The 2,515-nt window shown below is 74.6% G+C and carries 4 protein-coding genes; 2 read left to right on the top strand and 2 right to left on the bottom strand.

Going from position 1 to position 2,515, the window contains the following annotated elements; all coding sequences use genetic code 11:
- Positions 1-210: 210 nt before the first annotated feature.
- Entirely contained in the window at positions 211-687 is a 477-nt protein-coding gene (locus GL263_RS25000; protein WP_228456809.1) for a VOC family protein, read from the top strand.
- Complete coding sequence (locus GL263_RS25005) at positions 684-1,292, top strand: GrpB family protein (RefSeq protein WP_323379555.1); 609 nt, start codon at positions 684-686, stop codon at positions 1,290-1,292. Before GL263_RS25000 ends, GL263_RS25005 begins: the two co-directional genes overlap by 4 nt.
- Here GL263_RS25005 and GL263_RS25010 read toward each other — a convergent pair.
- On the bottom strand, positions 1,289-1,885 hold the full coding sequence (locus tag GL263_RS25010; RefSeq protein ID WP_182858012.1) for an HhH-GPD-type base excision DNA repair protein: 597 nt from the start codon (positions 1,883-1,885) through the stop codon (positions 1,289-1,291). The genes GL263_RS25005 and GL263_RS25010 overlap by 4 nt on opposite strands.
- 36 nt (positions 1,886-1,921) lie before the next feature.
- The coding region (locus GL263_RS25015) for a 2OG-Fe dioxygenase family protein (RefSeq protein WP_182858013.1) at positions 1,922-2,515 on the bottom strand (594 nt) is incomplete at its 5' end.

Genomic DNA, 2,515 nt, shown 5'->3' on the forward strand with positions numbered 1-2,515 from the left:
GGTCACAGCCCCGCCGGCGCCGCACGGGCCGCCCGCGACTTTCGTCGACCCCTCCCCGCCGCCACGCCATCCGTCGCGACCACCCGCCGAGCCCAACACGCGCCGACCGGCCGCCTGTTCGCGCCCCGGGCACCTCCGGAATCCGCTGGCAGGAGACCGCGCCCACGGCGAGGATGGGCGGGACAGCCGCGAACCTGGAGACGACCGCCCATGACCGCACGGACCGCACAGCCCGCCCCCGACGACCACGCCGCCCCTGACAGCCGTCCCGCCGCCTTCACCGTCGGCCCGCTGCACCACGTCCAGCTCTCCGTGCCGCCCGGCACCGAGGACCGCTGCCGCGCCTACTGGTCCGGCGTGCTCGGCCTCGCGGAGATCGAGAAGCCGCCGGTCCTCGCCGCGCGCGGCGGCTGCTGGTTCCGGGGCGGCGGCATCGAGGTCCACCTCGGCGCGGAGGCCGACTTCGTGCCCGCCCGCCGCGCGCACCCGGGGATCCTCGTCACGTCCCTCGACGCCCTCGCCGACCGCCTCCAGGCCCACGGCCTGCCCGTCACCTGGGACGACAACTTCCCCGGCTACCGCCGCTTCCACTCCGCCGACCCGTTCGGCAACCGCCTGGAGTTCCTGGAACCCGCGACAACGGCCGCCACACCCGACGCCACGACGGCCGCCGGGCCCTCCGCGTGACCGAGCACTCCCGGAGCCCCCGCACGCCGGACGACCCGGCCCGGCCCATGAGCGAGGCGGAGATCCGCGCCGCCCACGTCGGCGAGCCCACCCGCCTCGACGGCCGCGTCGAACTGGCCGAGCCGGACCCCGCCTGGGCCGCCGCCTACGCCCGCACCGCCGACGCCGTCCGCCGTGCGCTCGGCGCCGACGTCCGCCTGCTGGAACACGTCGGCTCCACGTCCGTTCCCGGGCTCGCGGCCAAGCCGATCGTCGACATCCTGCTGGAACTGCCCGAGCCCGGCCGGGAGGAGACCTACGTGCCCGCGCTCGCGGCGCTCGGCCTCCACCTCGCCATCCGCGAACCCGACTGGTACGAGCACCGCGTGCTGCGCGCGGCCGCCGCCGAACCCGCCGTGAACCTCCACGTCTTCGCCGAGGGCTGCCCCGAGTCCGTGCGGATGCTGCGCTTCCGCGACCTGCTGCGGTCCGACGCGGGAGCGCGCCGCGAGTACGAGCGCCGGAAGCGCGAACTCGCCGTCCGTCACTGGAAGTACGTCCAGAACTACGCCGACGCCAAGACAGCGGTCATCGACGAACTCCTCGCCAAGGCCCCGCCGGCCTAGCTCCCCTTCGCCTCCTTCGCCTCCTTCGCCGCGCGCTTGGTCTCCTGCTTGTACGCGCGGACCTTCGCCAACGACTCCGGCCCGGTGATGTCGGCCACCGACCGGTACGAGCCCTGCTCGCCGTACGGCCCGGCCGCCTCCCGCCAGCCCTCCGGCGCCACGCCCACCTGCTTGCCCAGCAGGGCGAGGAAGATCTGCGCCTTCTGCTTGCCGAAGCCCGGAAGGTCGACAAGTCGCTTCAGCAGCTCCCGGCCGTCGGCCACGTCCCGCCAGACCGCCTCGGCGTCACCGTCGTAGTGCTCCACCAGGTACTGGCACAGCTTCTGCACCCGGCCCGCCATCGAGCCGGGGTAGCGGTGCACGGCCGGCTTCCGCGACAGCAGCTCCGCGAACGCCTCCGGGTCCTGCGCGGCGATCTCGTGCGCGTCCAGGTCGTCGACGCCCATCCGCTGGGCGATGGTGTGCGGCCCGGTGAACGCCCACTCCATCGGAACCTGCTGGTCGAGCAGCATGCCGACCAGGGCGGCGAGCGGGCTGCGGCCGAGCAGTTCGTCGGCCTCGGGTTGCTGGGCCAGACGCAGCGTGGTGTCCATACCCCGATCATCCACAACCCACCCGCGCCGCGCACGTCACCCCGTCGGCAGCAGCGTTGTCACCAGCACGTCGCGACGGGCCGGCGACGCCGGGTCCCGCGGGCGGATCGGCGACACCTCGTGCTCCGTACGGCGGTCGTCGCCGAGCAGCAGCGCCCCCGGCTCGTCGAGCGTCGCCGCCAGCAGCGGCGCGCCGCCGCTGTCGTCGTACACGGCGCTCCGCCCGCCGGCGGCGTTCTCCCGACCGACAAGCATGGACGTCACCAGCGTGACCCCGTCCTTGTGCCGCCCCTCCGGCGTCGGCTGCCCGTCCTGCCCGCCGGCGGCGATTACCCGGAACGGGTGAACCTGCACCACCCACTCGTCCCGCGCGTCCAGCCCCCGCGCCAGCGCGCCGAGCAGCCCGACCAGCTTCCGGAACACCGGATCGGCGACGAACGCGCCGGTCAGCGGATCAAAACGCCGCTCGACGTCGACGTAGAGCGGGTTGGTGTCGTCCGGCTGGACAAACGTGCCGTGGGAGCGGGGCCGCAGTTCCGCGTCCCCCGTCAGGGTGAACGTCCCGTAGCGACGCAGCCGCCGCGTGCCCCCGGCCGCCGCGTACCGGTCGACCACCAGATCGTCCCAGTG

It is taken from the genome of Streptomyces durbertensis (assembly GCF_014156695.1).
In the GTDB taxonomy this organism is placed as follows: domain Bacteria; phylum Actinomycetota; class Actinomycetes; order Streptomycetales; family Streptomycetaceae; genus Streptomyces; species Streptomyces durbertensis.